General features: G+C 59.5%; 25 protein-coding genes. 4 read left to right on the forward strand and 21 right to left on the reverse strand.

The window, feature by feature from the left end:
* Window positions 1-64 precede the first annotated feature (64 nt).
* The 3 genes from I5P96_RS12735 to glmM are packed head-to-tail and all read right to left on the reverse strand — an operon-like array spanning window position 65 to window position 2,219.
* A complete protein-coding gene (locus tag I5P96_RS12735; RefSeq protein WP_118552354.1) occupies window positions 65-340 on the reverse strand; it encodes a hypothetical protein in 276 nt (91 codons plus the stop codon).
* Window positions 341-351: 11 nt separating this feature from the next.
* Window positions 352-807 (reverse strand): InlB B-repeat-containing protein, encoded by a 456-nt coding sequence (locus tag I5P96_RS12740; protein WP_118552352.1) that lies wholly within the window; start codon window positions 805-807, stop codon window positions 352-354.
* Between the two features lie 26 nt (window positions 808-833).
* Window positions 834-2,219: a phosphoglucosamine mutase gene (glmM, locus tag I5P96_RS12745; RefSeq protein WP_223382461.1), complete on the reverse strand. Its 1,386-nt coding sequence runs from the start codon at window positions 2,217-2,219 to the stop codon at window positions 834-836.
* Window positions 2,220-2,520: 301 nt separating this feature from the next.
* Here glmM and I5P96_RS12750 point away from each other — a divergent pair, with 301 nt between their 5' ends.
* The gene (locus I5P96_RS12750; protein ID WP_223382463.1) at window positions 2,521-3,642 is read left to right on the forward strand and encodes a glycosyltransferase family 4 protein; all 1,122 of its coding nucleotides are present in this window, start codon (window positions 2,521-2,523) and stop codon (window positions 3,640-3,642) included.
* Between the two features lie 45 nt (window positions 3,643-3,687).
* On the opposite strand, the gene I5P96_RS12755 is transcribed toward I5P96_RS12750, so the two are convergent.
* A complete protein-coding gene (locus I5P96_RS12755; RefSeq protein WP_223382465.1) occupies window positions 3,688-5,271 on the reverse strand; it encodes a RecQ family ATP-dependent DNA helicase in 1,584 nt (527 codons plus the stop codon).
* Window positions 5,272-5,502: 231 nt separating this feature from the next.
* Here I5P96_RS12755 and I5P96_RS12760 point away from each other — a divergent pair, with 231 nt between their 5' ends.
* On the forward strand, window positions 5,503-6,528 hold the full coding sequence (locus I5P96_RS12760; RefSeq protein ID WP_223382467.1) for a glycosyltransferase family 2 protein: 1,026 nt from the start codon (window positions 5,503-5,505) through the stop codon (window positions 6,526-6,528).
* Between the two features lie 244 nt (window positions 6,529-6,772).
* Window positions 6,773-8,095, forward strand: a complete 1,323-nt coding sequence (locus I5P96_RS12765; protein WP_223382469.1) for a cation:proton antiporter — start codon at window positions 6,773-6,775, stop codon at window positions 8,093-8,095.
* Between the two features lie 52 nt (window positions 8,096-8,147).
* On the opposite strand, the gene I5P96_RS12770 is transcribed toward I5P96_RS12765, so the two are convergent.
* The 15 genes from I5P96_RS12770 to I5P96_RS12840 form a co-directional block, all read right to left on the reverse strand.
* Window positions 8,148-8,684 (reverse strand): DUF5662 family protein, encoded by a 537-nt coding sequence (locus I5P96_RS12770; RefSeq protein WP_097791573.1) that lies wholly within the window; start codon window positions 8,682-8,684, stop codon window positions 8,148-8,150.
* Window positions 8,681-10,567 carry a glycosyltransferase family 2 protein gene (locus I5P96_RS12775; RefSeq protein ID WP_223382471.1) on the reverse strand — a complete coding sequence of 629 codons (1,887 nt, stop codon included), beginning with the start codon at window positions 10,565-10,567 and terminating at the stop codon, window positions 8,681-8,683. The genes I5P96_RS12770 and I5P96_RS12775 overlap by 4 nt, the downstream gene beginning before the upstream one ends.
* Window positions 10,568-10,570: 3 nt before the next feature.
* The gene (locus I5P96_RS12780) at window positions 10,571-11,314 is read right to left on the reverse strand and encodes an ABC transporter ATP-binding protein (RefSeq protein WP_097791571.1); all 744 of its coding nucleotides are present in this window, start codon (window positions 11,312-11,314) and stop codon (window positions 10,571-10,573) included.
* 12 nt (window positions 11,315-11,326) lie between these two features.
* Window positions 11,327-12,136, reverse strand: a complete 810-nt coding sequence (locus I5P96_RS12785; RefSeq protein ID WP_223382473.1) for an ABC transporter permease — start codon at window positions 12,134-12,136, stop codon at window positions 11,327-11,329.
* A 6-nt stretch (window positions 12,137-12,142) separates the two neighbouring features.
* Window positions 12,143-12,709, reverse strand: coding sequence for a dTDP-4-dehydrorhamnose 3,5-epimerase (gene rfbC / locus I5P96_RS12790; protein WP_097791569.1), 567 nt, complete (start codon window positions 12,707-12,709; stop codon window positions 12,143-12,145).
* A gap of 80 nt (window positions 12,710-12,789) precedes the next feature.
* Window positions 12,790-14,103, reverse strand: coding sequence for a D-alanyl-D-alanine carboxypeptidase family protein (locus tag I5P96_RS12795; RefSeq protein WP_223382475.1), 1,314 nt, complete (start codon window positions 14,101-14,103; stop codon window positions 12,790-12,792).
* 76 nt (window positions 14,104-14,179) lie between these two features.
* Entirely contained in the window at window positions 14,180-14,767 is a 588-nt protein-coding gene (locus I5P96_RS12800) for a dipicolinate synthase subunit B (protein ID WP_223382478.1), read from the reverse strand.
* Window positions 14,764-15,558: a dipicolinate synthase subunit DpsA gene (locus tag I5P96_RS12805; RefSeq protein WP_223382480.1), complete on the reverse strand. Its 795-nt coding sequence runs from the start codon at window positions 15,556-15,558 to the stop codon at window positions 14,764-14,766. Before I5P96_RS12805 ends, I5P96_RS12800 begins: the two co-directional genes overlap by 4 nt.
* A gap of 195 nt (window positions 15,559-15,753) precedes the next feature.
* Window positions 15,754-16,311 carry a hypothetical protein gene (locus I5P96_RS12810; RefSeq protein WP_223382481.1) on the reverse strand — a complete coding sequence of 186 codons (558 nt, stop codon included), beginning with the start codon at window positions 16,309-16,311 and terminating at the stop codon, window positions 15,754-15,756.
* A 277-nt stretch (window positions 16,312-16,588) separates the two neighbouring features.
* Window positions 16,589-17,929: a TRAP transporter large permease gene (locus I5P96_RS12815; RefSeq protein ID WP_118552330.1), complete on the reverse strand. Its 1,341-nt coding sequence runs from the start codon at window positions 17,927-17,929 to the stop codon at window positions 16,589-16,591.
* A 1-nt stretch (window position 17,930) separates the two neighbouring features.
* On the reverse strand, window positions 17,931-18,452 hold the full coding sequence (locus I5P96_RS12820; RefSeq protein ID WP_223382483.1) for a TRAP transporter small permease: 522 nt from the start codon (window positions 18,450-18,452) through the stop codon (window positions 17,931-17,933).
* 102 nt (window positions 18,453-18,554) lie between these two features.
* On the reverse strand, window positions 18,555-19,637 hold the full coding sequence (locus I5P96_RS12825) for a TRAP transporter substrate-binding protein (protein WP_097791562.1): 1,083 nt from the start codon (window positions 19,635-19,637) through the stop codon (window positions 18,555-18,557).
* Window positions 19,638-19,878: 241 nt separating this feature from the next.
* Window positions 19,879-20,889, reverse strand: coding sequence for a TRAP transporter substrate-binding protein (locus I5P96_RS12830; RefSeq protein WP_223382484.1), 1,011 nt, complete (start codon window positions 20,887-20,889; stop codon window positions 19,879-19,881).
* Window positions 20,886-21,719: a response regulator gene (locus I5P96_RS12835; RefSeq protein WP_223382485.1), complete on the reverse strand. Its 834-nt coding sequence runs from the start codon at window positions 21,717-21,719 to the stop codon at window positions 20,886-20,888. Before I5P96_RS12835 ends, I5P96_RS12830 begins: the two co-directional genes overlap by 4 nt.
* On the reverse strand, window positions 21,691-23,223 hold the full coding sequence (locus I5P96_RS12840; RefSeq protein ID WP_223382486.1) for a sensor histidine kinase: 1,533 nt from the start codon (window positions 23,221-23,223) through the stop codon (window positions 21,691-21,693). The genes I5P96_RS12835 and I5P96_RS12840 overlap by 29 nt, the downstream gene beginning before the upstream one ends.
* Before the next feature lie 135 nt (window positions 23,224-23,358).
* Between I5P96_RS12840 and I5P96_RS12845 the strand changes: the two genes are divergently transcribed.
* On the forward strand, window positions 23,359-23,889 hold the full coding sequence (locus I5P96_RS12845) for a YcxB family protein (RefSeq protein ID WP_223382487.1): 531 nt from the start codon (window positions 23,359-23,361) through the stop codon (window positions 23,887-23,889).
* A gap of 273 nt (window positions 23,890-24,162) precedes the next feature.
* On the opposite strand, the gene I5P96_RS12850 is transcribed toward I5P96_RS12845, so the two are convergent.
* Window positions 24,163-24,387, reverse strand: coding sequence for a hypothetical protein (locus tag I5P96_RS12850; protein WP_143405634.1), 225 nt, complete (start codon window positions 24,385-24,387; stop codon window positions 24,163-24,165).
* Window positions 24,388-24,397: 10 nt separating this feature from the next.
* Window positions 24,398-24,916, reverse strand: coding sequence for a hypothetical protein (locus I5P96_RS12855; protein WP_223382488.1), 519 nt, complete (start codon window positions 24,914-24,916; stop codon window positions 24,398-24,400).
* Between the last annotated feature and the right edge of the window lie 238 nt (window positions 24,917-25,154).

Raw genomic sequence — 25,154 nt, forward strand, 5'->3', positions numbered from 1 at the left:
TATAAACAGCAAAGACCCCCTGTGCAGCATCCCATCCTGCACAGGGGGTCTTATCGTTTGTCCGTTACTGTCCAAACTCCTTCAGGCACTTCTTGATGCCTTTCAGAGAAGAGATGACGATCATGCCATAGCCGTATGCCTGATACAGCTCATTGATGCAGGCCATCGTGACCATGAGCACCTCCCAGGCGGCCTTGAGGTAGGGCTTGGCCGGGCGGAGGGTATTTTTGACTGCGGTGACGGTGTTTTCGAACCAGGCGGGGGCACCGCCGCAGATGGATTCCAGCTCCTCCTGCGGAATCGCTGCGCACTGGGCGGGCAGTTTCAGTTTTTGTTCCATTCCAGTCCCTTTCACATTGCAAGGCCTACCGCGACCAGCACCAGCATGCCGCCCACGATCAAAATCGTGCCCTTATGGCGCTCCAGAATGCCCGCAACGGTGTCAGCCGGAGCCGTCGGCTCGGTGGGCACCTGGTCGATGGGGCTCCACTGCGCGTAGACGGTGGCCTCTTCGCCGGAGAACACGGTCTCACCCGCGACGATGGCGCTGCCGCCCACGATGTCGGTGAACCAGCCGTTGAAGGTGTAGCCCTCCATGGTGGGGGTGGGCAGGCTGGACAGCTTGCCGTCGGCATTGGTACGCTCCACCACCGAGATGCCGGTGCCGCCGCAGGCGTCAAAATAGATGATGACCTTTCCGTCGTTCTCGCTCTCGTCCAGCGGCTGGGCAGCCAGCGCCGCCGGGGCCAGCACACACAGTGCTGCGATGCACAGCAGCACGGCGAACATCTGTTTTGCTCGTTTCATTGCACTTCCTCTTTTTGAGGCGTCGTTCAGACGCCATACCCTTGCGCCTCGATGACCTCCACGACCTGCGACACGTACTTCTGGCAGGTGTCGTGGTCGGGGGCTTCCACCATAACGCGGACAAGCGGCTCCGTGCCGGACTCACGAACCAGAATGCGGCCGGTGTCGCCCAGTGCCTCAGCCACCGCCTTGACGGCGGCCTGCACCGCAGCATCGTCCTGCGCCGCCTTCTTGTCGGTCACGCGGACATTTTCCAGCACCTGCGGATAGATGGTCAGCGGCTCGGCCAGCTTGCTCATGGGCAGCTTTTTGGCCAGCATGACTTCCATCATCTTCAGGCTGGTCAGGATGCCGTCGCCGGTGCTGGCATACTGGCTGAAGATGATGTGGCCGCTCTGCTCACCACCGATGCGGCAGCCGTTCTTGGCCATGTACTCGTAAACATACTTGTCGCCCACAGCGGTCTTGGCGTAGCCGATGCCCTTTTCATCAAAGGCCTTGTACAGACCGAAGTTGGACATCACGGTCGTGACGACGGTATTGTTCATCAGCTCGCCATGTTCCTGCAGGTAGCAGCCATAGATGTACAGGATGTGGTCGCCGGTGATGACATTGCCCTTCTCGTCCACGCACAGGCAGCGGTCGGCGTCGCCATCGTAGGCAAAGCCGACGTCGAGATGATTCTCGACCACGAACTTCTGCAGGCCCTCGATGTGGGTGGAACCGGCATTGTTGTTGATGTTCAGACCGTTCGGCTTGTTGTTGATGACGTAGGTGTCGGCACCCAGTGCATCGAACACAGACTTCGCGATGTTCCAGCTGGAACCGTTGGCACAGTCCAGGCCGACCTTGATTCCCTTGAAGGAGTAGATGCCCAGGCTGATGAGGTAGCCCATGTAGCGGTTGCGGCCTGCCACATAGTCCACGGTGCAGCCGATGTGCTCGCGGTGGGCAAAGGGCAGCTCCGGCCAGTCCTGATCGAAGACGTGGAGCTTGCCGTCGATGTAGTCCTCGACCAGCAGCAGGGTCTCTTCGGGCATCTTCTCGCCGTAGCAGTCGATGAGCTTGATGCCGTTGTCGTAGAACGGGTTGTGGCTGGCCGAGATCATGATGCCACAGTCGAAGTCGTCCACGCGGGCGATGTAGGCCACAGAGGGCGTCGTGGTGACGTGCAGCAGATAGGCGTCTGCGCCGGAGGCCGTCAGACCGGCACAAAGGCTGTACTCAAACATGTAGGAGCTGCGGCGGGTGTCCTTGCCGATGACGATGCGGGCAGGCTCATTGTTGCCGTTGCGCTCGCGGAGCTTGTTGTAATACCAGCCGAGGAAGCGACCCACCTTGTAGGCATGGTCGGCGGTCAGCGTGATCCCGGCTTCGCCGCGGAAGCCATCGGTCCCAAAATACTTTCCCATAAAGATCCTTCCCTTTTCGTTCTATATAAAATAAGGATTCGTTCAGCAAGATCGTTCTGCACCTTATATCATAGCATATTGACGCAGAAGTTTCCATCCTGAATTTGGATTTTCCCAAAAGCAGTGGAAACCTTCCAGAATATTCCATAAATTTCATCTTTTCGACATGATTTTTGCAAATTTTCGCAAGTTTCCTATTTTTTCTTGACCTGAACCGCAAAACTGTGTAGAATGAAAGATATATCAGAGCATCGCAGGGCTTGCCGATGCTCCTCTACAACAGACAAAGGAATGGTCAATCATGCGGATCGCAATGCTCGGCCACAAGCGCATCCCCTCCCACGAGGGCGGCATCGAGGTCGTTGTTGAAGAGCTGGCCGCGCGGATGGTCGAAAAGGGGCATCAGGTCACCTGTTTCAACCGTACCGGCCAGCACGTCAGCGGAAAAGAATATGAAGTGCAAAAGCTGGACGAATACCGCGGCATTCGCATCCGCCATGTGCCCACACTGGACAAAAAAGGGCTTGCAGCCGTTACATCCAGCTTTTTTGCCAGCCTCGCGGCGGCGCTTGGCCCTTACGATGTCGTGCATGTCCACGCCGAAGGCCCGGCCGCTTTCTGCTGGCTGCCCCGGCTGTTCGGCAAGCGGGTCGTCCTGACGGTCCATGGGCTGGACTGGGCGCGGGACAAGTGGAAGGGCAGCTTCGGCTCCTGGTACATCCACTTCGGCGAGAAGGTCGGTGCCCGGTTCGCACACGAGATCATCGTGCTCAACCACAGCACCCAGACCTATTTCCGCGACATCTATCACCGCGAGACTCACTACATCCCCAACGGCGTCAACCGCCCGGCGTATGCCCCGCCGGAGCTCATCCGGAAACGGTTTGGGCTGGAATACGGTTCCTACCTGCTGTTTCTGGGCCGTCTGGTGCCGGAAAAAGGCTGTCACCATCTGTGCGAAGCCTTCAAGCGGCTCAAGACCAACAAAAAGCTGGTCATTGCGGGCGGCGTGTCCGACTCCGGCGATTACATAAACACCCTGAAGGCTCTGGCCGCCGGCGATGACCGCATCCTCTTCACCGACTTCGTGGACGGCGCGCTGCGGGATGAGCTGTACAGCAACGCCTATCTGTTCGTTCTGCCCAGCGACCTGGAGGGAATGCCCCTCTCCCTGCTGGAGGCCATGAGCTACGGCAACTGTGTGCTGGTATCGGACATTGAGGAATGCACCAATGTCATCCATGACCGGGGGATCACCTTCCGCAAGGGAGACGTGAACGATCTGGAAGCCAAGCTGCGCTATGCCATCGAGCACCCCAACGCAGTCCGGATGTTCAAATGGCTCTCCTCGGATTACATCTGCGACCGCTTCCAGTGGGACAAGGTCGTGGATGCGACCCTGAAGCTCTATCAGACCCCCTGAACCATCTCAGGCCCACCGGCAACGCCGGTGGGCCTGTTCGTTTTTTCAGCCCCGGCTCTCCACCATCTCCTCGATGACACGGAGGAAGTCGCGGCCATAGTGGGCGGCTTTCTTTTCGCCCACGCCGGTGATGTTCAGCAGCTCGTCCAGGCTGAGCGGCTTTTTCCGGGCCATCTCGCGCAGGGTGGCATCGTTGAAGATCATGTAGGCGGGCACCTTCTGCTTTGCCGCCAGCCGCTTGCGCAGAGCGTACAGCGCGCCCAGCAGCGCTTCGTCCGCTTCGCTCAGAGGCACATCGTCTGCATTGCGGCGGCGGCCGCCCGCCAGACGTCTGGTGCTGGCAGCGGCCCGCTCTCTGGCCTGCGCCGCCTGCTGCTCCACCTGTTCTGCCGCCTGTTCGGCCAGCAGGCAGTTGGAGCAATTGCCGCACTTCTGCGGTGCGGCCTCGCCGAAGTAGCTCAGCAGAAAGCCCCGCAGGCAGCGCGGTGTGGTGGAATAAAAGGTCATATACTTGAGCCGCTCTTCGGCCTTGCGGGCGGCCTCGGCCTTGACATCGGCGGGCAGGCCGTTGTCGGCCTCCATCTCCTTTTCGATGAAGAACCGGATCGTCCGCACATCGGTACCGGAGTAGAGCAGGGTGCACCGGGCCGGTTCGCCGTCGCGGCCGGCCCGCCCGGCCTCCTGATAGTAGCTCTCCAGATCCTTGGGCATGTTGTAGTGGATGACGAACCGGACATTGGGCTTGTCGATGCCCATGCCGAACGCATTGGTCGCCACCATGATCTGGATGCGGTCGTACAGAAAATCGTCCTGATTCTGCCGCCGGGCATCGGGGTCGAGCTTGGCGTGGTACGCCGCCGCCCGGATGCCCCGGCTCTGCAGCAGGCGGGTGGTCTCGTCCACCTGCCGGGTGGTGCTGCAATAAATGATGCCCGCATGGTCCCGCTCCCTGAGCACCAGTTCCAGCAGAACGCGGGGCTTCTCGCTGGGCAGGGCGCGGCGGGTCTCGAAGTAAAGGTTCGGGCGGTCGAAGCTGGCCGTGACCTCGTAGGGGTCTTTCAGTTCGAGGCAGCTCCGGATATCGTCCCGGACGTGGGCCGTGGCCGTCGCTGTGAACGCCCCGATGACCGGGCGCCTGGGCAGGCCGTCCACGAACGCCTTGATGCGGAGGTAGCTGGGGCGGAAGTCCTGCCCCCACTGGCTGATGCAGTGGGCCTCGTCCACCGTCACCATGCTGATCTCCCGCTCCTGCGCGAACCGCTGGAAACCCGGCATCTCCAGCCGCTCCGGGGCCACGTAGATGATCTTATACCAGCCCTCCCGCGCACGGCGGAGCATCAGGGCTTTCTGGTTGTCGGTCAGGCTGTTGTTCAGGAACGCCGCCGCCACACCGGCCTGCACCAGCGCCCCCACCTGATCTTTCATCAGGCTGACCAGCGGCGAGACCACGATGGTGATGCCCGGCAGCAGCAGCGCGGGCACCTGGTAGCAGATGGACTTGCCCGCACCGGTGGGCATCACGGCCAGAACGTCCTGCCCGGCCAGCAGCCGGGAGACGATCTCCTCCTGACCGGGGCGGAAGCCATCATAGCCGAACACTTTTTTTAGAATCGAATGCGGGTTTTCCATGCGTTCCTCCGTTATACTCTATGAGAGCTGCCTTCGCAGCCCTCTCAGTATACCACAAAACTGCCGGTTTCGCAGGGGGATGGCCTCGTTTTTTGCCGGAATGCGCGAAATAACAAACGGATTTTTTCCAATGGATAGCTTTTCAGGCGCGAAAATGATATAATAAGAACACATATCTCCATCCCGGCCAATGCTGTGCCGGATCTGATGAAAAAAGGAGTATTTCAACCTATGCAGAAATTGATCACCTTTGCCGTCCCGTGCTACAACTCGGCGGCCTATATGCGCCACTGCATCGAGACCCTGCTCTCCGCCGGGGAGCAGGCCGAGATCATCCTGGTGGACGATGGTTCCGTCAAGGACGAGACCCCGGCCATCTGCGATGAATACGCCGCCCAATACCCCACCATCGTCAAGGCCATCCATCAGGAGAACGGCGGCCACGGCGAGGGCGTGAATCAGGGCATCCGGAACGCCACCGGCCTGTATTACAAGGTCGTGGACAGCGACGACTGGCTGGACACCGCCGCCCTGAAGACCGTGCTGGCCAAGCTGCAGACTCTTGTGGCCCGCGGCACCGCCCCCGACCTGATGATCTGCAACTACGTCTACGAGCATGTGGAGGACAACACCACCCACACCGTGCGCTACACCAACGTCTTCCCGGAGAACCGCCTGTTCAGCTGGATGCACGTGGGCCACTTCCGCCCGGACCAGAACCTGCTCATGCACTCGGTCATCTACCGCACCCAGGTCCTGCGGGACTGCGGCATGGTGCTGCCCAAGCACACCTTCTATGTGGACAACATCTTCGTCTACCAGCCGCTGCCCTACGTCAAGAGCATGTACTACATGGATCTTGACCTCTACCGCTACTTCATCGGCCGCTCGGACCAGAGCGTGAACGAGAGCGTCATGGTCAAGCGGGTGGACCAGCAGCTGCGCGTGACCCGACACATGATCGACTGCCAGGACCTCGACGCCCTCAGGAACGAAAAGCGCCTGCGCGCCTATATGCTGCACTACCTTTCCACGATGATGGCCGTCAGCGACATCTTCCTGCTGCTGGACGGCAGCGCCGAGGCGCAGGCCAAGAAGGCAGACCTGTGGAAGTATCTCAAGGAGAATACCAAACCCGATGTCTACCGTGCCATCCGCTACGGTTTCGGCGGCATCACCAACCTGAACTTCCCCAAGGGCGACGCCATCGTGGTGGGCGGTTACCGCATCGCACAGAAGATCTTCAAATTCAATTGAGACCATTCTTGTTGCTTTTTTTGCACAAATGTTTCCAAAACCGGGCTGCTGTCGTTTTCAGCAGCCCGGTTTTTGCTTGTATCCCAGCATGTTAAGAAAACTTCAGATTTGAAGCAGATGAACTGTTGTTGCTTTTTTGCTTACAATAGGGTATAATTTTTAGGCATCATTTCAACGCGCAGCGCCCGGCGGCCCGGCATCCGCCCCGCTTGCAGCACATTCAAAGGGAGGATCGGGGAGCCGAATGGTAAAACGCGCTCCTGCAATGAACATGGAACAATTACTCATCTGTCTGTCCCTCGCACTGATCGCAGGGCTTCTGATGTCCCGGCTGGCCAAGGCCGCCCACCTGCCCGCCGTGACGTCGTATCTGGTGGCGGGCCTGCTGCTGGGGCCCTTCTTTCTGGGGCGACTCGGCCTGAGCAGCTGGGGCATCGGCTTCGGGAGCCTGGCCCAGGTGGAGAGCTACGGCCTCATCACCCAGGTGGCGCTGGGTTTCATTGCCTTCGTCATCGGCAACGAATTTCGTCTGACCACGCTGGAAAGCATGGGCCGGCAGGCCATCACAGTCGGCATCCTGCAGGCCGTCGTCACCACCGCACTGGTGGATCTCGCGCTGGTCGTCCTGCATCTGCTCCGCCCGGATGTCATCTCCATGGCCTCGGCCATCACGCTGGGTGCGATCGCAGCGGCCACGGCCCCGGCCGCGACCCTGATGGTCGTCAAGCAGTACAAGGCCAACGGCCCGCTGACCCACCTGCTGCTGATGGTGGTCGCCATCGACGACGCCGTCGGCCTCGTCCTCTTCTCTGCCTCTTTCGGCGTGGCGAACGCGCTGGAGCAGGGCCGCATCGACCCTCTCGGCGTCATCGTGGAGCCGCTGGTGGAGATTGTCCTCTCGCTGGGTCTGGGTGCGCTGGCCGGTTTTGTGCTCAACCAGCTGGAGATCTACTTCCACTCCCGCTCCAAGCGCATGAGCCTTTCGGTGGCTTTCGTCCTGCTGACGGTCGGCCTCTCCATGGTCACCTTCCAGATCGGGCCGGTGCACTGCGGCTTTTCGCTGCTGCTGGTCTGCATGATGACCGGCACCGTCTTCTGCAACATCTGCCCCACGTCCGATGAACTGATGGACCGTCTGGACCGCTGGGTCTCGCCGGTCAACATCCTGTTCTTCGTGCTCAGCGGTGCCGAGCTGGATCTGAACATCCTCTCGAACCCGCTGGTGCTCCTCATCGGCGTGGTGTACATCGCATCCCGTTCGCTGGGCAAGATCTCCGGCTCTTACTTCAGCTGCCGCGCTACCCACTGCAGCGACAACATCCAGAAGTATCTCGGCATCACCCTGCTGCCCCAGGCCGGCGTTGCACTGGGCATGGCGGCCGAAGCCGCCGAGCTCTCCGACGGCCACATGGTGCGGAACGTCGTGCTCTTCTCGGTGCTCGTATATGAGCTGGTCGGCCCGACCCTGACCAAGATCAGCCTGACCGCGGCGGGTGAGATCGAACCGGAAGGCCGCACCAGCGCCCGCACGGCCAACAAACCCGAAGCTCCGGTCACACTGGACTGACAAACTGGACAAACAAAAAGACCTCTCCGAACACAGCCGGAGAGGTCTTTTTTCAGTAATCCGTTTGACAGCCGAGCAGGAACTTCATGTACGCGAAGGTCCGCTCCTGGCCGAGGTCGCGCACCATTTTCAGCAGCTTTTCGAGCAGGGCGCGGGTCTCCGGGTGGAGCATATAGTGGCCCTTGCTGCGGTCGTAATATTCCCACGGCGAGGCGTCGGTGTACCGGTCGCCCAGATAGATCCGGCTGGCCGCGACCCGGTCGCAGACCATCTCGCAGACATAGCGCAGGGGCATCTTCATACCCGCCATGCCGGATTTGTTGGTGCTGTAGTCGATCCAGTATTCCAGATGGTGCTTGTTGCGGCCCTTGTGGTGGAGCCACGCCGAGGAGTAGCCTCTGGCCTCCCGCTCGGCCTCGTTGGGGCTGTGGTCGCCCTGATAGTAGATGCAGCCGGGGATGAACTCCGTGGGGCTGTATTTGCTCAGGTCATGGGCCAGGCCCTGTTCGTACAGACCGCATTCAAAGCAGTATTTCATCACCAGCAGCTTGTGCCGGGTGATGGTCTCAAAATGGCCTTTGATGTTCATGCTTCGCCTCCGCGAAAACGTACGGTCACCGTTCCCTCTTTCAGCCGCCGCAGATCGTCGCTCTCCGAGAAATCCTCCCGGTCGCGGGTCAGATTGGGGTTGTAGTAGGGGTCGTCCAGGATATCCTCTTTGCCGTGGATGGCATAGAGCCGCTGCTGTTCCGCCGCGAACCGCGCCGCCTTGGCCGGGTCTTTCTCGTCACCGCCGCGGCTCTTGCTCTCGTAGTGGACCAGCTGTGCATAGGGCGTCCAGGCGATGCGGTAGCCCGCATCCCGCACCCGCAGGCAGAAGTCCACATCGTTGAACGCCACCGCGAACTGCTCATCCAGCCCGCCCACTTCGTCGTAGACGCTGGCCCGGACCAGCAGGCAGGCCCCCGTCACGGCGGAGAAGTCCTGCACGGTGGCGGTGCGGAACAGGTAGCCGCTGCCGCCCTTCTGCTTATACTTGTGGCTGTGGCCCGCATAGCCGCCCAGGCCCGTGATGACGCCCGCATGCTGCAGCGTATCGTCCGGATAATAGAGCATGGCACCGCAGATGGCGGCACCACCCTTGTGGGCGCACTGCCGCAGCAGTTCGGTGAGCCAGTCTCCGTTCAGGACTTCCACGTCGTTGTTGAGCAGCAGCAGGTACTCGCCCGCAGCCGCTTTCCGGCCGAAGTTGTTGATGCCGGAGAAGTTGAAGCCCTGTTCCGGGTAGGTAACGACCCGCAGGCCGTCGTACCGCTGCTTTGCCGCTTCGTAGTAGGCAAAGGTCGCCGGGTCGGTGGAGTTGTTCTCGATGACGATGACCTCGTAATTGTCCCACGTCGTCTTCTTCCAGATGCTTTGCAGGCACTTTTCCAGATCGGTGGTGTGGTCTTTGTTGGGGATGAGGATGCTGACCTTCGGGTCGCCCTCGATGTCCCACTTCACGCGGTAGGTGCTGGGGAAAAGACCGTCCTCCACGGTGCCGGTCCGGCCGGTGCGGGCCAGATGGTCGGCCAGCGCCTTTTTCGCGGCTTCGGCCACGTAGGGTTTGGCCTCGGTGCCGCCGGACGTAGACCCGGCGTGGACCCGCCAGTAATAGAGCACCTGGGGCACATGGGCCGCGCCGCCCACCAGCTCGATGAGCCGGAGGAAGAGGTCGTGGTCCTGGCTGCCGTCGCAGGCCGGGCGCTCACCGCCCACGGCCTCCCACAGCGTTTTCCGGAAGACGGCCAGATGGCAGATGTAGTTGCAGCAGAGCAGGTAGTCCGGGGCATAATCCGGCTTGAAATGCGCCACGATGGGCCGCTGGATGGTTTTGGAGAAGAGCGCTTCGTCGCTGTAAAGGAAGCCGTCCGGCTTTCCCTGCGCCCGCAGCTGCAAAATGGCCTTGCCCATGGTGTACAGCGCATGGGGGGCCAGAATGTCGTCGTGGTCGGCCAGCGCAAGATATTCGCCCGAAGCAAGGGCTGCTGCCGCGTTCGTGTTGGCCGCAATGCCCCTGTTTTCGATCTTTTTGTATACGATGCGTTGATTCTTTGCCTGATATTCCTTCACGACCTGCTGCACCCCGGCGTGTTCCGCATCGGACGCATCGGCCAGGCAAAGCTCCCCATTGGGGGCCGTCTGCCCAAGGAAGGAATCCAGAAATTCCCGCAGGTATCGTTCCGGCGTATTGTACAGCGGCGTCAGGATGGAGATGGTCGGCAGGCCGCAGGTGTCTGCCGTCTTCCCGGTCCGTTCGGCGCGCTGGGCTTCCAGCACCTTTTTGGCGGGCAGATAGCGGGCCTTTTTGCCAAAGCAGCGGCGCCGGACGAAGCCCGCGCCCCGCACCAGCATGGTGCCCAGGCCCTCGTCCTTCGTCAGCTGGACGGCATAGCCCGCCAGCTCTCTGGCGCGTTTCAGTCGTACATTCATCGCTTATGCCTCGCCGCGCTGCGTTGCCTTGTAGGCGTTGCAGACCGTCTCGGTGTCGCCGTTCATCTTCAGGCGGCCATGGCTCAGCCAGGCGACCTTCGAGCACATCCGCTCGATCTGCTCGATGGAGTGGGACACCAGAATGACCGTGGTGCCGCCCGCCATCAGCTCCTGCATCCGCTTCTCGCATTTCTGCTGGAAGAGGAAGTCGCCCACCGACAGCACCTCATCGGCGATGAGGATGTCGGGCTTGGTGATGGTGGCGATGGCAAAGCCGATGCGGGCCACCATGCCGGAGGAGTAGTTCTTGAGCGGGACGTCCAGAAAGTTCTGCAACTCACTGAACTCCACGATCTCGTCGAATTTCTCGTCGAGGTACTTGGGCGAGAAGCCCAGCACCGTGCCGTTGAGGTAGATGTTTTCGCGGGCGGTCAGGTCCATGTCAAAGCCCGCGCCCAGCTCGATGAGGGGCGCAATGGTGCCGTTGACGGTCACTTTGCCTTTGGTGGGCTTGTACACGCCCGCAATGGTCTTGAGCAGGGTGGACTTGCCCGAACCGTTCAGGCCCACCAGACCATAAAAATCGCCGGGCATGATGTCGAGGCTCACGTCCCGCAGGGCGTAAAACTCATCGTATTGCAGCCGCCCCTGCACCATGGCCAGCAGATATTCCTTCAGACTCTCGTGCTTTTCGGTGGAGAGGTTGAAGCACATGGAAACATTGTCCACTTTGATGATCGGTTCCATTTTCTCCCCTCCTTAAATGTGCAGCACAAAGCGGTCCTGCGTTTTGCGGAACATCCAGACGCCCACCACCATGGACAGCACAGCACACAGGCCGCAGACGGCGAACATGTTGAAGTCCAGCGAGATGCCCCACATCAACGTGCGGCGGAAGCCCGTGATATACCAGTACATCGGGTTCAGCTTGATGATCTGCTGCATGTTGAAGCCGCCGATGGAGAAGGTCATCTGGGTGGGGTCGTAGAAGATGGCGGAGAAATAGAGCAGCGCCGTGATGAAGACGCTCCAGATGTGCATGATGTCGCGGAAGAACACCGTGGCCGCTGCCAGAAAAAGCCCCACGCCCAGGCTGAAGAAGAAGAGGGTCACCAGCGGATAGACGGCCTCGATGAGGGTCAGGTGGAACGGTGCCCCGGTGAAGATCATCACCAGCAGCAGCGCCACGAAACTGAACACGCAGTTCACCATGGCAAAGCAGCACTTTTCCAGCGGGAAGATATACTTTGGGATATACACCTTTTTGAGCAGCGGGGCCGCACTGAGCACACTGGACATGCTGGCCGAGGTGGCCTCGTTGAAGAAGTTGAAGAGCAGCTGGCCGCACATCAGGAAGACCGGGAAGTTGTCGATGCCGCTGCCCCGCATATCCATCAGGCTGCTGAACACGGCCCAGTACACCAGACACATCAGCAGCGGGTTCAGCACGCTCCACAGCACGCCCAGCACACTGCGGCGGTATTTGAGCTTGAAGTCACGGCTGACGAGGTTCCACAGCAGATAGCGGTACCGCCAGAAGCCGTTGAGCATTCCTTTCCATTTTGCCACAGGCGATCACCACTTTTCAAAGAACTCGAACTTCTGGGAAGCAAAGGATTCATGCAGCTTGTCCTTGGCGCTGGTCTTGTGCTCGCAGCCGCAGTCCGGCCACTGCACATTGACGGTGGGGTCGTCGTAGGGGATGCCGCCCTCGCTGGTGGGGTCGTAGACGTCGGTGCACTTGTAGCAGAACTCTGCCACGTCGCTCAGCACCAGGAAGCCGTGTGCGAAGCCCTCCGGGATATAGAACATCTTCTTGTTCTCCTCGCTCAGGGTCACACCCACCCACTTGCCGAAGGTGGCGCTGTGGGGGCGGCAGTCCACGGCGACGTCATACACTTCGCCCTTCGTCACGCGCACCAGCTTGCCCTGGGTGTGGTTTTTCTGGAAATGCAGGCCGCGCAGCACACCGCGGGTGGAGCGGCTCTGGTTGTCCTGCACGAACTCCTTGTCGATGCCGGCTGCCGCGAACTGGTCCTTCTGATAGGTCTCCATGAAATAGCCGCGGTCATCGCCGAACACCTGCGGCTCAATGACGACGACACCGGGGATCTCGGTCTGCGTAAATGTGAACTTGCCCATAATTGTTTCCTCTCTGTTTTCTTTTTTGAAAAATATCGTTTTTGTTTTATTTGGAAAAGCCTTGGCGGCTTTTGCGCATATTAATGCTTACTTCCTGGCTTTCGCTTTTTCTTTTTTGCCTGCATGCGGATGACTGCAAACACCACCACGGCGGCCAGCACAGTGCTGCCCAGCGAGATGGCGATGAGCCCGCCTGCGGTCTTTTTCAGGCTGCGGGAAGCCGGGAGCGAAACGTCTGCGTTGGCCGCCACGACCTCTTCCAGCCCTTCGATCTTCGCCTTGACACGGACACTGGCCGACTCCTGCGATCCGCTGCCCTGAATGGTATACACCGCATACGCCTCCGGGTCAACCCCCAAAATATAGCGTTCGGGCAATTCCAGACTCACCGAGACGTTTTCGGCGGTCAGGCCATTGGCCAGCAGCAGCCGGATGCCGGGGTCACTGACGGTCACGGTGCCCATGGTATCGCCGCCGCCCACGACCTCCAGCTGGGCCGTCACGCCCTGCGCCGGGATCTCGGTGTAGCCGGTAAAGGTGGAAAACGCATGGTCCAGCAGGGTGCGGACATCGTTGTATTTATCGGTCTTCATGTTGCTCTGCATGGTCACGCAGATGAGCCGGACGCCGTTCTGCTCGGCCAGGCAGACGTAGCTGTACCGGGCGATGTTGGTGTAGCCGATCTTTGAACCCAGGATGGCCGGGATATAGAACCGGCTGGACGCCACCCGCATTTTATCCTGCTGGTGGAAGTACCGGGTCACCGGCTGGACGTTGGTGGGGGCCATGGTGTACATCTCGTTTCGGGTGAAGAGGGTCTCGAACCCCGGCTGGGTCAGCGCCCAGCGCAGGATCTGCGCCATGTCGTAACAGCTGGTGTAGTGGTCTTCATCGCTGATGCCGTGCGGGTTGGCGAAATGGGTGTGCTGCAAACCCAGCTCCTTCACCTGTGCGTTCATCGCGGCCACGCCGTCGGCGATGGTGCCGCCGCCAAAGTATTCGGCCAGCAGGTTCGCACCGTCGTTGGCGCTGGCCATCATCGTGGCATAGAGGGCGTCCGTCAGCGGAACTTCTTCCTCCTCCTGCAGGGCAATGTGGCTGGAATCCGTGCCCGCCAGCGAGTAGACATCCTCGTGGCTGACGGTCAGCTTGACGTCCTCCCATTGGCCCTGCGCCTTTTCACAGGCAAGGCCCAGCGTCATCACCTTGGTGATGGACGCCGGGTGCAGTTCTTCGTCCATATTCTGCTGTTCCAGCACCAGACCGGTGTCCGCATCAATGATGCAGTAGGCTTCGGTGGTGGTCAGTGCCGGGGCAGCGGCCGCCGCGCCGGGCACAAAGGCCGTCAGCAGGCAGAGCAGCACCGCACACAGCACGGCGATCTGTTTTTTCATCTGGTATACTCCATCGTCACTTTAATCTTTTTTAGTATACCACACTTTTTCCCCGCTGAAAAGAGAAATGCAACGCTCAGAACATCCGCAGCATCGGCTGGAGCTGCCGCCCCTGCAGCGCCGCTTCCAGCGCGGCGGGCAGCAGCGAAAGATCAGCTTTCAGGCTCTGCGGCTTTTCCAACGGGTCATCCTGCCCGTAGGGCACGAAGTAATAGTGCTTGCGCTGGCGCAGTCGGGCGATGTTCTCCCCCGATGCGCCCAGGCCGTCGTTGGTGGAGACGGCCACCACCACCGGGCACCCCACCCGCAGCAGGCTTTTTGCCGCCAGCGTGACCGGCGTGTCGGACAGGCCCGCCGCTAGCCGGGCCAGCGTGGTGCCGGTGCAGGGCGCGATGACCAGCGCCTCAGCCAGATGCTTCGGCCCCAGAGGTTCCACCGCCTGCAGGCTGTCCAGCACCGGATGCCCGGTCAGCTGCTCCAGCCGCTCTTTCCATTCCGACGCCCGCCCAAAGCGGGTGTCCAGCCGGGATGCTGCAAAGCTCATGACCGGCAGCAGCTCCCAGCCCTGCCGCACCAGCTGCTCTGCCTGCGCGGCTGCCGCGCCCAGCGTACAGAAGCTCCCGCAGACCGCAAATGCGGCTCTGCCCCGATGTTGCGTGTTCATGCACTCCCCTCCCGTTCCCGCAGGATCTCACAGACCGTCTGCGCCACAAATTCGCCCGCCGTCTCCGGTGCGCAGGCCGCTGGCAGGCTCAGCGCATGGAGCGCCGTCAGTCCCAGCCGCCGGGCGGCCGCAAAATCGGTGCCGCCGGGGCGGGATGCCAGATCCACGATGAGGCTTCCCGGCCGCAGCGCCGCCAGCACCGGCTCGGTGAGCACCACCGCCGGGATGGTGTTCACCACCGTATCAAACGCCGGGGACACCCCGGCCAGTGCCGCCAGCGGGACGCTGCGCAGCCCCAGACTTTCGGCCAGCGCCCGCTGTGCCGGGCGGCGGGCCGCAATGGTCACGTCGGCCCCCAGCGCCGCCAGACGCGGCCCCAGCGCCTGCCCCACCGGTCCGAAGCCGGTCACCAGCACCCCGCTGCCCCAGAGCGTCCGCTTCCGCTGACGGAGCAGGATGGCGAGACAGCCCTCTGCCGTCGGGATGGCGTTCCGGATGGTCAGCTCCTCCCGCGCAAAGTAATCCACCAGCTCGACCCCGGCCTCCTGCGCGATCTGCTTTGCCTGCGCCGAGAGCCTGCCGCCCAGCGCCAGTGCCCCCGGCTTTGCCGCCCGCAGCAGCTCCGCCAGCGGTGTGCGGGTCTCATCCAGCGGCAGCGGCAGCAAAATATAATCCGCAAGGGCTACCTGTTCTGCCCCGCAGACGGCGTATCCCGCCCGCGCCAGCGCCCGGCCCGCTGCCGCCTGCCGCGCGTCGCCGCCGATCACCGCAACCTGCTTTCGTCCTTCCATGCCCGGCTCCCCCTCTCCAAGATCTGTGTCAGCCTATGCCGGGCCGGGCAGTGATGTGACTGCAAACGCAAAAGGCCCCGGAGCGAGGCCGCATGGCTCGCTCCGGGGCAGGAGTGTGATTCAATGATTCGTTTGGTGCAGTTCAGGGTGTTTCAATCTTATTGCAATGCCCAAGTTAAAAGGTATCGTTCGAAGTTATGCCTTCACAGCCTGAGTAGGAGTCTTGATGACTGCGATGGTGTAAGTAACACCGTTGATGGTGACATCAGCAAAGCCGATCAGAGAAACAGCATCCTTAGCGTACTCATACTTACCAACCGGCTTAAAGGTTACGGAGTTCATCAAAATAGAGATAGCATCGATGCCACTGTCAAAGGTGTTGTACAGTTTGCTGTCATACTTAATCTTCTGGGTATAGCCAATGACATACTCATTCTGCTTATCATCAAGAGCCTTATAGATATCGGATACCTTGGCGGTCATCTGAGTCTTGATAGTAGAGTCTTCCTTCACGTCAGAAGCCAGAATATCAGCCACCTTCTTGGCCATCGCCTTCATATCGCCGTCGGCCTTGACTTCCTTAATTGCAATATTCTTGCTCTGCATAATGGAGATAGCCTGAGCAGTCTTCAGGCTATCATTGAAAATCTTAATGATTTCCTTCTCATTCACAGAAGTACCGCAGCCGGTCAGGACTGCCAGTGCCATAACGCCAGCGAGCGCAATCGCCATGAGCTTTTTGAACATTTTCATAATCGTATCCTCCAAAATAGTTTCGCACTGCACCCATCCGAGTGATGGTCTTTCCATACACCCGATTTGTTGGCCTTATATTACCATTTTGTCACAATTTATTCAATAGGTTATTTTATTTTTGTATCATATCACAATTTCAAGGCCGCAAAATTGGAGATTCCAGCAAAAAAAACGCCAAACAAAGAGCCATCCCCACGGCGCAGGAATCGCACCGTGAGAATGGCTCTTGCAGATAGGTTATCGTTTCAGGAGAAGAAACTTGCTCACACGCACATCAGTGGATGAACACCGGGCCAAGGGGATTGGGGATGGGGCTGACGTAGCCGCCCAGCAGCTTGGGGATGGCCAGGCTGATGTCGGGGATAAAGGTCAGCAGCACCAGGGCGATGAACATGCACAGGTAGAACGGCAGGGTCGCCTTGACGACCTTTTCCATGGGGCGCTTTGCAACGGCAGAGCCGATGAACAGGACCGCGCCGACAGGAGGAGTCAGCAGGCCGATGCCGCAGTTCAGCACCACGATGATACCGAACTGGATGGGGTCGATGCCAATGGAGGTTGCAATGGGCAGCAGGATGGGGGTAGCGATCAGGATGATGGGGGCCATATCCATGATGCAGCCCAGAACCAGAATGATGACATCAATGAGCAGGGCGATGATGTAGGGGTTATCGGTCACGCTGGTGATGGCGTTTGCGGCCAGATCGGGCACATGCAGCATGGTCAGGCAGTTGCCGAACACCGCAGAGGTGGCGATCAGGATCAGGACGATGGACAGGGTGTTCACACACTCGTCCAGAGCGTACCAGACGCCCTTCCAATCCAGGCCCTTGTAAATGAACACGGACACGAACAGGGAGTAGATAACGGCGATGGCTGCGGACTCTGTGGCGGTGAACACGCCGCCCACAACACCAAAGACAACGATGACAACGGCAGCCAGCGCCCAGATGGAAGTACCAAGCTGCTTGATGAAGCCCTTGATGCTGAAGGGCGAGCCCTTGGGGTAGTTTTCCTTGACGGAGATGATGTAGGAGCCGATCATCAGGACGATGGCCAGCAGAGCGCCGGGCAGGTAGCCAGCCAGGAACAGGCTGCCCACGGAGATGCCGCCGGCGGTGGTGGCGTAGATGACCATGTTATGGCTCGGAGGAACCAGCAGGCCCTCGCAGGAGGAGGTGATGGTAACAGCAGTGGAGAAGTCAGCATCGTAGCCCTGATCCACCATCATGGGGATCATAATGGAGCCGATGGAAGCAGTATCGGCGGAGGCGGAACCGGAAATGCCGCCGAAGAAGTAGGAAGCCACGATGTTGACCATGGCCATGCCGCCGCGCATCCAGCCGACGCAGGCATCCGCCAGAGCGATCAGTTTTTCAGAGATGCCGCCGGAGCCCATAAGCACACCCATGGTGATGAAGAAGGGCACGGCCATCAGGCTGAAGGACGAAATGCCCTTGACCATCAGACGGCAAACATCCGTAAGGGCCTGGCCCTGCACCATCAGGCAGAACACACTGGAAAGGCCAACGGCGTATGCAATGGGGAACCGCAGAAAGATCATCACAAAGAAGCTGACCAGAAGGACAAGGATCGCCAGTGTCTGAACTGTCATATCAATTCTCCTCCTTTACAAACAGGCTCTTGATGTGGTTGTAGATGGACTCAAATTCGAACACGATCATGGCAACACCGGCCAGCGGCACGGGGAAGTACATCCAGAAGCGGCTCAGCCAGGGCATGGAAACGTAGAAACCGCGACCGCCCAGGGTGGTAGCGTAGTTCCAGCCCACCACCATCATAATGATGCCCAGCACCATCACGGCAGCATCGGCCAGGATGTCCAACACTTTGACGACTGCCTTGGGCAGGTAGACATCAAAGGCGGTCATGCGGATGTGGGCACCGCGGCGGATGGCCAGCGCTGCACTCAGCACGGCCATGTAGCTCATGCAGGTCAGCACGACTTCTTCCGACCAGGCAGGGTCCGGGATGAAGGGGACGTAACGGCCAATGACCGACATGGTGGTGATGAGGATGTCCAGGATCAGCAAAATCTTGCAGATGAACAGCACCACCTTATAGGTAATGTCGTACGCCGGCTTGATCTTATCCAATGTGGTAAAGATTTTCGGCATAAGGTTTCCTCCTTTACTATAAAAGCCCGGCGGGGGCAGCGGGCCGATTTCCCGTTGTCCCCGCCGGGCCATTTTATTTTTGCATGGAAAAGGCGTTTTTGCTTATGCCTTCATGTCCAGCAGCTTCTGGTACAGCTCAGCCTGATCGGAGGTGTTGTCGCTGATGACCTTGGCACATGCTTCCTGCCAGGGTGCCTTATCGGGAACATCCACCACATTGCAGCCGGAGGACTTCAGCTCATCCAGAACCTTGTTCTCAGCGCTCTCAGACAGGTCTGCATTGAACTTCTGGGTGTCAGCACCGGCCTCCATGATGGCAGCCTGCTGGTTCTCGGTCAGCTTTGCCCATGCGTTATCGGTGATAACAGCCTGGATCGCGCCCAGGGTATGGCCGTCCAGGATCAGGTTGTTGGCAACCTCAGGGAAAGCGTTGGACTTGTAGTTTGCGATGGGCTGCTCAGCGCCATCGACAACGCCGGTCTGCAGTGCGCTGTACAGCTCACCGAAGGAAACAACGGTGGGGTTTGCGCCCAGACTCTCGACCATGCCGTTCATGACGGGGTCGTTGGACACGCGGAGCTTCAGGCCCTTGAAATCAGCGATGCCGGAAACAGGCTTGACGGTGAAGAAGTGGCGGAAGCCCTCCTCGCCGTAGAAGATGCCGCGAACGGGCAGGCCCAGCTCCTGGGGCTCGTTCAGGAACTCCGGTGCGAGGTCGCTGTTGGCGAAGTTCCAGAAGTGTGCGCGGTTCTCAAAGGTGAAGGGGATGCTCAGCAGCTTGGACTTGTTGCAGCCGTAGCTGGTCAGTGCGAAAGCGGAGATACGGCTCATATCAATGGAAGTGGAGCCGCCCAGGATGGCGTCCAGAACGTCGTTCTCAGAACCCAGAACACCGGAAGCCTGCACATCAATGACAACAGAGCCGCCGGTCAGCTCTTCGACCTTCTCCTTGAAGTGGGTAGCGGTCTGGCCGACGATGGTATCCAGCGGGTTGACCTCGGCGTAGACCAGAGTGACCTTGGGATCGTTGGCAGCAGCGGTGGCATCGCCCGCAGCAGAAGCGGCGGTGGAACCGGCGGCAGAGGATGCAGTGGAGCTGGAAGAGCCGCCACATGCGGTCAGGGCAGCAGCTGCGGTAGCTGCACCGGCAACGGCGAGAAAGCTGCGACGAGAGATCTTTTTCATGGTAAAAACCCTCCTGAAATATATTCTTCTGTTTCCTTCCGGCAGCATCCTCCTGCACAGGTGCGGTGCTGTCGTTCATTCACTGTTCACACTTTAGCAAAATTTCTTGGTCAGAGCAAGGGCTTCCAAAAAATGTCCTGTTTTTCGAAAAAATGTGAAAACAACTTCTGTGCATCCTGCACAAATAAGAATCCCAGCCTTTGGGCATACCTGCCAACGGCTGGGATTCTTCCTGATATTTCTAACTGTTCTGAATGCGGGCGATCAGCTCCGACTGGTCCGCAAACTGATCGTACAGGGGCTGGACTGCAGCGCGGAATTTCTGTTTTTCCTCACTGGAAAGCTCGGTGACTACAATGCCGCGGGCCAGCATCTCCTGTTCCGCACCCTCCTCCTGCTCGGCCCAGAGGGTGCGCTCGATCAGCGCCGACTCCCGCGCGCAGCTGCGCAGGATGTCCGGAAACGTCGGGTCCAGCGCGGCCATCTTTTCCATTGCCGGGATGCTGGCCAGCTGGATCTCCGGCACGCGGGTATGCTCATCCCGCAGGAAGTAGGGTGCCACTTCGTAATGGCTCATGGCCTCATAGCTGGGCCAGTTGTTTTCCGCCCCGTCGATCTGGCCGTTGTGCAGGGCCGCGTACACCTGACTGTACACCACCTGCACCGGGTCGGCCCCCAGCGCCGAGACCATCATGCTCATGGTGTCGGATTCCTGCACACGGAGCCTCAGCCCCTGCAGCTCTGCCAGACATGTGACCTTCTGGCGGGTGTAGAAGCTGCGCACACCGGCATCGAACCAGGAAAGCCCGGTCAGGTCGATCGCATCCAGCCGGGTCAGAAACTCGTCCCCGATGCTTCCGTCCAGCACACGCCACATCTGGCCGGCATCCTGATAGAGGAACGGCAGCTGCAGCACGTTCAGGGCAGGCATGTATTCTGCCAGCTGGCTCAGCGAGACACGGGCAAAGTCGATGCCGCCGAACTGGATCTGCTGGATGACGCTCATCTCCGCCCCCAGCTCTCCCTTGCTGTACACGGCCACCTTCACCCGGCCTTCGGTCTGCTCTTCCAGCATGTTTCCAAAGGCCAGAGCCGCCTGCGTGGTAGGGTAATCCTCCGGCTGGTTCTCGGCGTAGCGCAGCACCAGCTCCGGCTTGTCCGAAGCCGTTTCCTGCTTCTGGCAGGCCCCAAAGCCCAGCATGGCTCCGGCGGCCGCCGCCAGCACCTGCCGCCGGGTAAACGCCCGGCTCACAGTGCCGCCTCCTGCTGGTCTTTGGCGGCCTTGGCGGCCTGTTTCCGGTATTGAGTGGGGGTGACGCCTGTGCGCTTTTTGAAGGCACGGGCAAAGTAGCTGGCGTCCTCATAGCCTACCATAGAGGCCACCTCCGCCGAGGAGCGGAAGGGGTCGTTCAGCAGCTCCTTGGCGGCGTTGATGCGCAGCTCCGTCAGGCAGTCCAGGAAGTTCATCTTCTGGTATTTCTTGAACTGGGCCGACAGGTAGGCGGGGCTGATGTGCAGGATCTCCCCCACGCTGTCCAGCGAGATGTCAAACATATAGTTGTCTTCCAGATACCGCCGCACGTGGGCCATTACAAGGGCGGTCTGCTGGTTCTCACTTTCCGGGTGGGCGGGTGCCGGAGCCTCCGGGGCGGTGGGAGCTTCCGGCTCCGGCTGCACCGGGGCCAGCGCTTCCAGCTTCCGCTCCGTTTCGATCTGCCGGATGGCCCGGCGGATGGAGGCTTCCAGCTCGTCCGGGTCCACCGGTTTCAGCAGATAATCGCAGGCCCCCAGATGCACCGCCTCGTGGGCGTACTGGAACAGGCTGTAGGCCGTGACGAAGACGACCCGGCAGCCGGGCCGCTGGGCCAGCACAGCGCGGGCAGCATCCAGACCGCTCATACCCGGCATCTCGATGTCCATCAAAATGAGGTCCGCTTCCCACAGGATGGCGGTATCAGCAGCCTTGCGGCCATTCTCGGCGGTCTCCAGCACCACCTCATGCTCAAAGCGCCGGGACACCATTTCCACAAGCGCTTCCCGCTCCAGCCGCTCGTCATCCGCAATCAATAGGCGAATCATCATCCAAGTCCTCCTCTTCTGTCAATTCCACAAGGGGCAGATACAGGCTCACCGCCGTGCCCCGCCCTGGGTGTGAGCGCACCTCGAACCGGCAGCGCTTGTCCAGCAGCCGCAGACGTGCCGCCACGTTATACACACCAATGTGTTCCCACCGGTCGCCGGGGGCCGCCAGCCCCGCCTGCAGCCGGGCCAGCTGTTCCGGTTCAATGCCCAGACCATTGTCACACACGCTGATCCGCAGCAGCCCCTGCTCCCGCAGCGGCGTAATGCGGATGCGCACTGCACCGCCCTCTTCCTTGGGGGCAATCCCATGCTTAAACGCATTTTCTACAATGGGCTGCAAAATAAACGAGGGCACCATCGTCTCGGTCAGGTCAATGGAATCCGAGATGCACCACCGCATCTTTACACGGTCACCAAAGCGGACGTGATAGATGGAGTAGTATTCATCCACGATCCGCACCTCGCGGGCCAGCGGCACCTGCTCATCGTTGCTCATCAGGCTGTACCGCAGCAGGTGGCTCAGGGCCGTAATCAGCGCCTGGGTGCGGTAGGCCTTTTCCTGCCCTGCCGTCTGCAATATGACGTTCAGGGTGTTGAACAGGAAATGCGGGTCGATCTGACTGCGCAATTGCTGCATCCGGCTGCGCTCCATGCGGTTCTGCAGCTCCAGAGCCTGGGTCTCCTGCTGGTGCAGGGCCTGTTCCATCTCGTTTTTCTCCCGCAGGGTGTTCACCTGCTGGGCCATGGAGTGCTTCATGTGGTTGAAGGCGTCCGTCAGCTGGCCCACCTCATCCTGCCGGGGCACCGGGATGTCCGGGGTCTCCAGCTCCCCCCGGATGATGGCCTGCGATGCCCCGATCATCTCCTGCACCGGGGTCAGCAGCCGCATGAGGGACCATGCCATCACCAGACCCAGCACAAGGCACAGCCCCACCACCACCGTCTGGGCCCACTTGACCCGGCTGCTGAGGGCCGACACCGTGGTGTAGGTGCTCTGTGCGTCGGAGATGGCGGTGTTCAGCAGCTGCTGGGCGTACTGCCGCAGATAGCTGCCGCAGGGCGAGACTTTTTCGTAGTAGAGCTGGGCCGCCGCAGCGTCCTGCCCGGCGGCGATCTCAGCCCGCAGCTCCTCCACAAGGGCGGTGTAGCTGTCATAGGTGGTGCAGACGGCACTGTACAGCAGGTACTGCTCCTCACTCACCGTGTCCAGGCTGCCGTTGATGCGCCACAGCCACGCATTGGTAACGGAAAAGGCACTGTCCAGCTCTGCCAGCAGCGCATCGGTGTCGCCGTACTCCCAGCGGTAGTCGTCCAACGCCGTAAGGCTGCGCTCCACCCCGTTCTGAAAGCGACTGATGGCATTGAAGTTGCCCATCTGGTCGTCCAGCTCCCGCAGCACCGTGCCGGACTGGTAAAAGCTCAGAACGATCTGAACCGCCAGCGCGGCAAAAAATGCCGTCAGACACAGCACCATCCGCTGCTTCAGCGTACTTTGTCGATGCAAGGTTTTCCCCTCCCCGGCTTGTTTTTTGCCCCATAGATGTTTTTATTCTACCACGTTTTGGGCCATTTGTGCAAGATTTCCCTTGCCCGCCGAAAAAGAATATGGTACTATGACTAAAAAAGGAGATGCTTGTCTATGTCGCAGCCCATTACGACCTCTGTCACCATGGACGCCGAATCGTTCCAGAAATTCCGTTCCTTCGACCTGTTCCACCACCAAAAGCGCTGGCAGCGGCCCCTGTTGTTCGCCGCCATCCTGCTGGGGTCCTCCGGCATCTGCCTGTCGCAGGTGGGAGTGCGGGAGGGGGCTTCCCTGCTGGCGGTAGTGCTGGCTATAGTGGCGCTGGGGCTCCCGGCAGTGTACTTTTACACCTTCTTCCGGGATCTGCGCACCACGATCCAGAAGCTGGGCCTCCCCCGGCCCTTCTACCGCCTCCAGCTGGACGATGCAGGCCTTTCCGTCTGGATGGCCGGAGAACAGGACAAGCCCCAGCCCAGCCACCAGTACTCATGGCAGGACCTTCACGTAGCCTACCGCACCCCGGACGCCGTGTACCTTTACGTCCAGCAGACCCAAGCCTACCTTGTCAACGGTGAGGAGCGGGACGCAGTGTGGGACTGCCTGAAGACACATCTCCCCGCCTCCCGGCTGCGGGATCTGCGGTAACGCCGCTTCCCCCCTGCAAACAACAAGCCCCATGGAACCCGGACGGTGTACTGCCGTCCCCGGTCTCATGGGGCTTTTTCTGCGCCAAAACGACAAAAAACAGGCGGTGCTGTGATATGATAAGGCTCACCGCCAAAGCTGACGGTGAGCCTTATTTTATGCTTGATTTTTAACGGTAATTCGCAACAAAATCCTTATGCTCTCGGCTTTTTAATAGCAGCCTGGGCGGGTGCCAAAATTACAGAGCGTTCGCAACAGTGATATGCCGTTTCTTTAACACGCTGTATCTCCAAAGAACGGCTTCACTGTACTAAGAGAAACTCCGTTACGCTTTGCTTTTTCCCGTTCATAAGTCACACGGGTAACTTCCTCAATAAAAGCTCGGACTTCCGGCGTTGCTGTTGACCATGTGACATTAAAGCGTCTGCAAATTTGATAAAATGTGCGATAAAATGTCTCTCGCTCTGCATCACGCTGAAAATATTCTTTTGCACTCATCAAACACACCTCATTTCAAGTAAGTTACAAAGATGTTCATTGCCGCCTCACCAGAAAGTTCATAACGCAGTGCTCCACCAAAACTCGGCAATGGACAAGCTCCATAGTCCCGGACATAATGCTCTGCCAGCTCCGGAACCTTTGCCTCGAACGTGACCGTCCCGCCGCATTCATGGTCAATCGACAGCTTGATTCCGTACGCAATCAACACCCGGCCAATGCCCTGATACTTTTTAGAATGCCCGACAATTGTCGGATTGCTTTCCGGCTGGCTCTCAATGTAGGTAATATGAACCATCACGTCATTTTCCAATATTTCGTATGCAGCCAGCGCAACCAATTCGCCATTACTCGTCTTTAAGGCATACTTTTCAAAGGCATTATCCTGAATATAATCTGACAACCAGCTTGTTTGCCAGACGGGTTCTTTTTCAGTCTGTACCGCATCAGACTTTTTCATGCGCACGATTTTCACACTGATATTCTGACTGCCGTCTGTTTTTATGATAAATGGTACAAACTTTGCCATACAGACCTCTTTTCCCGCTAGAGCAAACTTTGAACTCGTAGTTTTATTATACTCAGTCATTCGTAATTTTTCAACCCACACAAAAACCACCCCAGTTTCCTACCACAGAAACCGAGGCGGTCATATACTTTATTGGTGCTTTCTCAAGCCCTCACGCCATTACTTGCGAGGGTTCTTGATAGCAGCCTGAGCGGGTGCCAAAATTACAGAGCGTCCGGAGTAACGATGATACGTTATT

This window comes from Faecalibacterium prausnitzii (assembly GCF_019967995.1).
GTDB classification, from domain to species: Bacteria; Bacillota; Clostridia; order Oscillospirales; family Ruminococcaceae; genus Faecalibacterium; species Faecalibacterium prausnitzii_E.